General features: G+C 72.7%; 9 protein-coding genes. 3 read left to right on the forward strand and 6 right to left on the reverse strand.

Going from position 1 to position 7958, the window contains the following annotated elements:
- Positions 1–155 precede the first annotated feature (155 nt).
- The 3 genes from CNO22_RS23935 to CNO22_RS23945 form a co-directional block, all read right to left on the reverse strand.
- A complete protein-coding gene (locus tag CNO22_RS23935; protein WP_100501763.1) occupies positions 156–416 on the reverse strand; it encodes a hypothetical protein in 261 nt (86 codons plus the stop codon).
- 119 nt (positions 417–535) lie between these two features.
- Positions 536–1852 carry a citrate synthase gene (locus CNO22_RS23940; RefSeq protein ID WP_100501764.1) on the reverse strand — a complete coding sequence of 439 codons (1317 nt, stop codon included), beginning with the start codon at positions 1850–1852 and terminating at the stop codon, positions 536–538.
- A gap of 90 nt (positions 1853–1942) precedes the next feature.
- Positions 1943–3361: a class II fumarate hydratase gene (locus CNO22_RS23945; RefSeq protein ID WP_100501765.1), complete on the reverse strand. Its 1419-nt coding sequence runs from the start codon at positions 3359–3361 to the stop codon at positions 1943–1945.
- A 155-nt stretch (positions 3362–3516) separates the two neighbouring features.
- On the opposite strand from CNO22_RS23945, the gene CNO22_RS27955 reads away from it, so the two are divergent.
- Both CNO22_RS27955 and CNO22_RS23955 read left to right on the forward strand, forming a co-directional pair.
- Positions 3517–3684 (forward strand): hypothetical protein, encoded by a 168-nt coding sequence (locus tag CNO22_RS27955; RefSeq protein WP_157937093.1) that lies wholly within the window; start codon positions 3517–3519, stop codon positions 3682–3684.
- Between the two features lie 158 nt (positions 3685–3842).
- Positions 3843–4514, forward strand: a complete 672-nt coding sequence (locus tag CNO22_RS23955; RefSeq protein WP_100501767.1) for a DUF1707 SHOCT-like domain-containing protein — start codon at positions 3843–3845, stop codon at positions 4512–4514.
- 102 nt (positions 4515–4616) lie between these two features.
- Here the strand turns inward: CNO22_RS23955 and glpX are convergent, their stop codons facing one another.
- Positions 4617–5669 carry a class II fructose-bisphosphatase gene (gene glpX / locus CNO22_RS23960; protein ID WP_269799629.1) on the reverse strand — a complete coding sequence of 351 codons (1053 nt, stop codon included), beginning with the start codon at positions 5667–5669 and terminating at the stop codon, positions 4617–4619.
- A 72-nt stretch (positions 5670–5741) separates the two neighbouring features.
- Here glpX and CNO22_RS23965 point away from each other — a divergent pair, with 72 nt between their 5' ends.
- Positions 5742–6338 carry a DUF4245 domain-containing protein gene (locus CNO22_RS23965; RefSeq protein WP_100501768.1) on the forward strand — a complete coding sequence of 199 codons (597 nt, stop codon included), beginning with the start codon at positions 5742–5744 and terminating at the stop codon, positions 6336–6338.
- Here CNO22_RS23965 and CNO22_RS23970 read toward each other — a convergent pair.
- Positions 6326–6544: an exodeoxyribonuclease VII small subunit gene (locus CNO22_RS23970; protein WP_100501769.1), complete on the reverse strand. Its 219-nt coding sequence runs from the start codon at positions 6542–6544 to the stop codon at positions 6326–6328. The two genes, CNO22_RS23965 and CNO22_RS23970, sit on opposite strands and share 13 nt — an antisense overlap.
- On the reverse strand, positions 6541–7761 hold the full coding sequence (xseA, locus tag CNO22_RS23975; protein WP_100501770.1) for an exodeoxyribonuclease VII large subunit: 1221 nt from the start codon (positions 7759–7761) through the stop codon (positions 6541–6543). Before xseA ends, CNO22_RS23970 begins: the two co-directional genes overlap by 4 nt.
- Positions 7762–7958: the final 197 nt, after the last annotated feature.

Genomic DNA, 7958 nt, shown 5'->3' on the forward strand with positions numbered 1-7958 from the left:
TGTATGTTTAGATTTGATTGTGTCTGTACTCATCATGTCTTAGCGTCTTTTTTTTGTGTTTGTTTTTTAAGAATGCGGAGCCCTACGAGATATAAACGTAAGGAGTCGTCGGCAGCGTCAGAGGGGTATAAGAGACAGGGGAGGGGGAGGGCGTCTCACCCCTCCGGGTGAGGGTGATCCGCAGGTGGCACCCGATCGGCGTACAGGCCTGCCGGCGGTGTGGTGCGCTCGACCGGGGGCCACCAGGCACCGTGGTGGTGCTCGAGCGGGATGCGCAGCTCCTCGCCGTCCTCGGTGGAGACGACCACCTCCACCCGGCTCACCCGGCGGCCGGTGCCGTCGACCTGCACCGCTCCGCCCGTCGCCAGCGGCACGGGGGGCAGCACCAGGTCGTCCTCGGGTGGGGACTCGGCCATGGGACTCCCTCCCGGGACGGTCGTGCGGACGGACGTGGCGGCCCCATGCTGCCCGAGACGCCGAGGTCCCGTCGTCCGGGGGCGGACGACGGGACCTCGAGCGGGCCGGGACGAGGGGCTCAGCGCTGGTCGATCGGCACGAACGAGCGCTCGGTGGCCCCGGTGTAGATCTGCCGGGGACGGCCGATCTTGGTGGCCGGGTCGTTGATCATCTCGCGCCACTGGGCGATCCATCCGGGCAGCCGGCCGAGGGCGAACAGCACGGTGAACATCCGCGTCGGGAAGCCCATCGCCCGGTAGATCAACCCGGTGTAGAAGTCGACGTTCGGGTAGAGCTTGCGCTCGACGAAGTAGTCGTCGGAGAGCGCGATCTCCTCCAGCTGCTGGGCCAGGTCCAGCAGCTCGTTGTTGCCGCCGAGCTTGGCCAGCACCTGGTCGGCGGTCTTCTTCGCGATCGCCGCACGCGGGTCGTAGTTCTTGTAGACCCGGTGCCCGAAGCCCATCAGCTTGACGCCGGGCTCCTTCTTCTTCACCCGCTCGACGAAGGCCGGGATGTCCCCGCCCTCGCGCTGGATGGACTCGAGCATCTCCAGCACCGACTGGTTGGCCCCGCCGTGCAGCGGACCGAACAGCGCGTTGATGCCGGCCGACACCGAGGCGAAGAGGTTGGCCTGGGAGGAGCCGACCAGCCGCACCGTGGAGGTCGAGCAGTTCTGCTCGTGGTCGGCGTGCAGCACGAACAGCATGTCCAGCGCCGCGGCGAGATCGGGGTCGACCTCGTAGGGCTCGGCGGGGAAGCCGAAGGTCATCCGCAGGAAGTTCTCCACCAGGCCCAGGGAGTTGTCCGGGTAGAGGAACGGCTGGCCGACCGACTTCTTGTAGGCGTAGGCGGCGATCGTGGGCAGCTTGGCCAGCAGACGCAGCGTGGAGATCTCCACGTGCTGAGGATCGAAGGGGTCCAGGGAGTCCTGGTAGAAGGTCGACAGGGCGCTGACCGCCGAGGACAGCACCGGCATGGGGTGGGCGTCGCGCGGGAAGCCCTTGAAGAACTGCTTGAGGTCCTCGTGCAGCAGCGTGTGCCGCCGCAGTCGGGAGTCGAAGTCGGCCAGCTGCTCGGCCGTGGGCAGCTCGCCGTAGATCAGCAGGTAGCTGACCTCGACGAAGCTGGCCTTCTCGGCGAGCTGGTCGATCGGGTAGCCGCGGTAGCGCAGGATCCCGGCGTCACCGTCGATGTAGGTGATCGCCGAGGTGCACGAGGCGGTGTTGACGAAGCCGATGTCCAGCGCGACCTGTCCGGTCGTCGACAGCAGCTTGCTCGTGTCGAGTCCGTCCGCCCCCTCCGTGGCCGGGACCACGCGCAGGGGCATTTCTCCACCGGGATGGCGCAGGGACACGTCGGGGTTGCCGGCCGTGGGTGCGCTCGCTGTCTCGCTCATCGGACGGGACGCTACTCAGGTTCGGGGGGGTAGGACCATGCCTCGCCGGATCGCGGGGCGGATCCGGCGCCGGACCCGCCCCGCCGAGGGTCACGGATGGGTCATCGAGAGGACGTCGAGGGCCTCGTCGAGCTGCTGCTCGGTGAGCTCGCCACGCTGCACGTATCCCCTCTCCAGGACCACCTGGCGGATCGTCTTCTGCTCGGCCAGCGACTGCTTGGCGACCTTCGCCGCCTCCTCGTAGCCGATGTACTTGTTCAGCGGCGTCACGATGGACGGCGAGGACTCCGCGTACTCCCGGCACCGGTCGACGTTGGCGACGATCCCGTCGACGCACCGGTCGGCCAGGATCCGGCTCACGTTGGCCAGCAGCCGGATCGCCTCCAGCACGTTGCGCGCCATCAGCGGCAGCGTCACGTTGAGCTCGAAGACGCCGGTGGTGCCGGCGAAGGTGACGGCGGCGTCGTTCCCGATCACCTGGGCGCTCACCTGGATGACCGCCTCCGGGATCACCGGGTTCACCTTGCCCGGCATGATGGAGCTGCCCGGCTGCAGGTCCGGCAGCTGGATCTCGGCGAGGCCGGTGCGCGGGCCGGAGCCCATCCAGCGCAGGTCGTTGGCGATCTTCACCAGCCCGACGGCGATGGTCTTGAGCTGCCCGGAGCCCTCGACCAGCGCGTCGCGCGAGCTCTGCGCCTCGAAGTGGTTGCGCGCCTCGGTCAGCGGCAGGTCCAGCTCGCCCGCGAGCCGCTCGATGATCGCGGCGGCGAAGCCGGGCGGGGTGTTGATGCCCGTGCCGACCGCGGTGCCGCCCAGCGGCAGCTCGCCGATCCGCGGCAGCGAGGCCTGCAGCCGCTCGATCCCGTAGCGCACCGCCGCGGCGTACCCGCCGAACTCCTGGCCGAGGGTGACCGGGGTGGCGTCCATCAGGTGGGTGCGGCCGCTCTTCACCACCTCGGCGAACTCCTCGGCCTTGCGCTCCAGCGAGCCGGCCAGGTGCTCCAGCGCGGGCACGAGGTCGCGGACGATCGCCTTGGTCGCCGCCACGTGGATCGCCGACGGGAAGACGTCGTTGGACGACTGCGAGGCGTTGACGTGGTCGTTGGGGTGCACCGGCGAGCCGAGCGCCTCGGTGGCGAGGGTCGCGATGACCTCGTTGGTGTTCATGTTGCTCGACGTCCCCGAGCCGGTCTGGAAGACGTCGATGGGGAAGTGCTGGTCCCACTCGCCGCGGGCGACGGAGGCGGCGGCGGTGCCGATGGCGTCGGCGGTCTCCTGCGGCAGGACGCCGAGGGAGGCGTTGACCGCGGCGGCCGCGCCCTTGATCGCGGCCAGCGCCGCGATCAGCTCCCGCTCGATCGGCGTGCCGGAGATCGGGAAGTTCTCGACGGCGCGCTGCGTCTGCGCCCGCCACTTCGCCCATGCGGGGACCCGGACCTCGCCCATGGAGTCGTGCTCGATGCGGTAGTCGGCGCCGTCCTGCGAGGCGGCCTGGGTCTCAGCGGGCATTGCTGCGTCTCCCGGTGTGGTGGTTGGTGACAGTGCTCCGACTCAGGACCCTAGATGCCCGCGAGGTCACGGTCCGGACCGCTCCGACGTGGGAGCGGTCCGAGCGGCCAGGGCTGGCCCAGCACGGGACGTCCGCCCTGGTAGGAGGAGAGCGCATGGCCCAGCCGCAGCCGTCCGGCGCCGTCCCGCTCGAGGCGGACGCCGCCCGCCGTCCCGCCCGGCCGCACCGGCAGCCCGGTCGCGGCGGCCGCCGTGGGCGCCGCGGTGCTCTTCGGGTCGGTCCGCTCGACCGGTGGCCCCCGGCGAAGCACTTCTGCGCGTAGCCGTCGAGCGTGACGTCGGAGAACGGCGCGACCGCTGCGGGGGCCGGGTCAAGCCGCTCACCGTCGCCTACTGCACCGAGCTCGAATGACCTCCGGCAGGACGACGGCCCGGCGTCGGGACCGGTCACTGGGGGCGGCGGCTCGGCTACGGTCGGCTCGTGGACCCCGACGCCGTCCCCGCCCGGCCCGTCGTCCGCGCCTCGGACGCCGACCGCGAGGCCATCGTGACGCGCCTTCAGCGGGCGGTCGCCGAGGGACGGATCGACCTCTCCGAGTTCGGCGAACGGGTCGGAGCCGCCTACGCGGCAGGCACCCACGACGACCTGGCCGTGCTCGTCGCCGACCTGCCCCCGGACGCCCCGCCGCCGGTCGAGATCGTGGGCACGCGGGTCCCCGAGGAGCTCAGCACCGTGTTCGGCGACGTGAAGCTCGCCGGGCCCGACGCGCCGCAGCGGGTGAGCACCGTGTTCGGCGACGTCCGGCTGGACCTGCGCGGCCTGCGCACGGACGCCGACCGCATCGAGATCACCCTGGGCACGGTGTTCGGTGACATCGACGTGGTCGTCGCCGAGGGGGTGGACGCCGAGCTGCGGGGCCGGACGGTCTTCGGGGACCGGAAGACCACGCTGGCTCCCGTGCCGCGGCTGTCCGGCACACCGCGGATCGTCGTCCACGCGCGCAGCGTCTTCGGCTACCTGCGGCTGCGCAGCCTGGCGCCGGGGGAGTCCGCGAGCCGGTGGCGGGCCATGGCCGACCGCCTCGCCGCCTGCCACCTGACGCCGCCGCCCCTGCCGCCGATCCTGCCTGGATGGGGAACCCCGCGGTCGTGAGGAGTGGGGGCCCGGAGGGTCTCCGCGATCGAGCGACGCAGCGGCTCTGCTCGACCGGGGGACGGCTGCTGGCCGCGGTGCGGTCCGGAGGACCGCGGTGACTCAGTCGCTGGCGCGGTCGAAGGGCACCGCGGAGTAGGCGCGCAGCTTCTCCAGCGAGTGCAGGCTGTCGATCAGCCGGATCGTGCCCGACTTCGAGCGCATGACCAGCGACTGCGTCGTGCACCCGCCGGCCCGGTACTGGACGCCGCGCAGCAGCTCGCCGTCGGTGATGCCGGTGGCGACGAAGAAGACGTCGCCGCGGACGAGGTCGTCGATCTCCAGCACCCGGTCGAGGTCATGGCCGGCGTCCAGCGCCTTCTGCCGCTCGTCGTCGTCCTTGGGCCACAGCCTGCCCTGCAGCGCACCGCCCATGCACTTGAGCGCGCAGGCGGCGATGATGCCCTCCGGCGTGCCGCCGATGCCCATCAGCAGGTCGACGCCGGTGCCCTCGCGGGCCGCGGCGATGGCGCCGGCGACGTCGCCGTCGGTGATGAACTTGATCCGGGCGCCGGCCTCCCGCACCTCGTGGACCAGCTGGTCGTGGCGCGGGCGGTCGAGGATGCACACGGTGACGTCGCCGACCGAGCTGTGCTTGGCCTTGGCGACCCGGCGGATGTTCTCCGCGACCGGCGCGGTGATGTCGACGACGTCGGCCGCGGCCGGGCCGACGGCGATCTTCTCCATGTAGAAGACCGCCGACGGGTCGTACATGGCGCCGCGGTCGGCGACCGCCATGACCGCGATGGCGTTGGGCATGCCCTTGGCCATGAGCGTGGTGCCGTCGACGGGGTCGACCGCGACGTCGCACTCCGGGCCGTTGCCGTCGCCGACCTGCTCGCCGTTGAAGAGCATCGGGGCCTGGTCCTTCTCGCCCTCCCCGATGACGACGACGCCCTTCATGCTCACCGTGCCGATGAGCGCGCGCATCGCGTCGACCGCGGCACCGTCGCCGCCGTTCTTGTCGCCACGGCCCACCCACCGGCCGGCGGCCATCGCACCGGCCTCGGTGACCCGCACCAGTTCGAGGGCGAGGTTGCGGTCGGGAGCCGGGCGGTCGGCGCGGAAGCTGTCTCCGGCGTGGGTCGCGGGGCCGTCGGGCAGGGGCAGGGACACGCGGACCTCCTGGTTCCGCCGCGCGGACGCTGGGCGGCGGGGTGGGGCGATGAGTCCTGTCATCCTAGGGGGGTGAGCTCAGCCGGTCCGACCAGTCAGCCCCCCGCGCAGGTGCCCCCGCCCGCGATCGAGCGGACCAACCGGATGAGCGCGGCCAACATGCTGCGCTCGCTGGTCCCGCTGGTGCTCATCTGCCTGGCGCTCGTGGGCTGGATGACCTTCAGGCAGTCCGGCGTCGACCCCGTGCGCGAGGTCGACCCGGCCAGCACCGTGCAGCTGGCCGCCGCCCGCGCCGGCTACCCGGTGGTCGCACCGGCCGACCTGCCCGACGGCTACCGCCCGACCAGCGCCCGCACCGACGCCGGGGAGGCGGAGGCCGGCGACCCGGTCACCCTGGAGATCGGCTACCTGACGCCCTCGGCGGAGTACGCCGGCTTCGTGGTCAGCGACGACGCCCGGGCCGACGCGGTCGACGCCGTCCTCGCCGGCGCCCAGCAGCAGGAGGGCACCGTCGACCTCGGCGGACAGGCCTGGACCCGAGGGACGACGGAGCGCGGCGAGACGGTGCTCTCCCGCACGGCCGACGGCGTCACCGTGCTGGTCACCGGGTCGGCGTCCGACGCGGAGCTGGAGACCGTCGCCGGATCGGTGCGGCCCTACTCCGGCTGATCACCGGGAGCGGCCTTCGCCAGCCGCTCGCGAGCCCGGTCCAGCCAGTGCTGGCACAGCTCGGCCAGCTGCTCGCCGCGCTCCCAGAGGCCCAGGGACTCCTCGAGGGTCAGCCCGCCGGCCTCCAGCCGCCGGACGACGTCGGCGAGCTCCTCGCGGGCCTGCTCGTAGGTGGTCGTCGGCTGCTCGCCCGGGGTCTCGCTCACGGTTCCCCATCCTCCCTGGCCACCCGGACCGGCAGCCGGCCGCCCGCCACCCGCACCGACAGCCGCTCGTCGTCGGCCACCTCGCCGGGCTCCCGGACCAGGGAGCCGTCGGCCCGCTGGACGACGGCGTAGCCGCGCTGCAGCGTTGCGGCGGGGGAGAGCGCCGCGACCCGGGCACGGGCGTGCTCGAGGTCGCGCTCGGCCGCCTCCAGCCGGTGGGTCAGGGTCCGCCGGGCGCGGGTGCGCAGCTGTTCCACGTCGTCGGCGCGGCCGTGCAGCAGGCGCTGCGGGTCGGCCAGCGCCGGGCGGCTGCGGACGCTCTCCAGCCACCGCTCCTGCTGCTCCAGCCGGGTACCCACCAGGTGCCGGGCGCGGGCACGCAGTCCGTCGACTAGCCGGCGCTGCTCGCCGATCTCGGGCACCACGCGGTGCGCGGCGTCGGTGGGCGTGGCGGCCCGGACGTCGGCCGCGTGGTCGACCAGCGTCGTGTCGGTCTCGTGGCCGACCGCGGTCACCACGGGCGTCCGGCAGGCGGCGATGGCACGCACCAGGCCCTCGTCGGAGAAGGGCAGCAGGTCCTCCACCGACCCACCACCGCGGGCGACGACGATGACCTCGACCTCCGGGTCCCGGTCGAGCCGCTGCAGCCCCTCGATGACGGACGCGGCGGCCGAGGGCCCCTGCACCAGGCTGTGGTGGACGGCGAACCGGACGGCGGGCCAGCGGCGGCGTGCGGTGACCAGGACGTCGCGCTCGGCGGCGCTGTTGCGTCCGGTGACCACGCCGACGACGGCCGGGGCGAAGGGCAGCGAGCGCTTGCGGGCGGCATCGAACAGGCCCTCGGCGGCCAGCAGCCGGCGGATCCGCTCGATGCGGGCCAGGAGCTCACCGAGGCCGACGGCGCGGATCTCGGTCGCCCGCAGCGAGAAGGACCCGCGGGCGATGTAGTAGTCCGGCCGCGCCCGCACGATGACGCGGGCGCCCTCGGTGAGCTCGAGGCCGGGGCGGTCGGCGACGTCCCGGCTGCAGGTGACCGGCACCGACAGGTCGGCGGCCGGGTCGCGCAGGGTGAGGAAGACCGTCGCCGCGCCGCGGCGGGACAGCTGGGCGATCTGCCCCTCGACCCAGACCTCACCCAGCCGGCCGATCCACTCGGCGACCTTGCGGGCCACGGTGCGGACCGGCCAGGGGGCTTCGGGCGTCGAGGGAGCGGTCACCCCCCGAGCCTGCCAAACCGTGCCGACGCTCCGTGGAGTTGCCCGGGCCGGCCCCGTCCTGAGGCTCGCCGCGCGCCTGCGAGCGGTGAGGAGGACGGGGTCCTCCCCCTGTCGCTTATACCCATCTCCGAGCCCACGAGACCGTACTAGACCCCGTATGCCGCCCTCTGCTTGAAAAAAAAAAAGCCCCATGTCCC

Source organism: Geodermatophilus chilensis, assembly GCF_002802985.1.
Lineage (GTDB): Bacteria > Actinomycetota > Actinomycetes > Mycobacteriales > Geodermatophilaceae > Geodermatophilus > Geodermatophilus chilensis.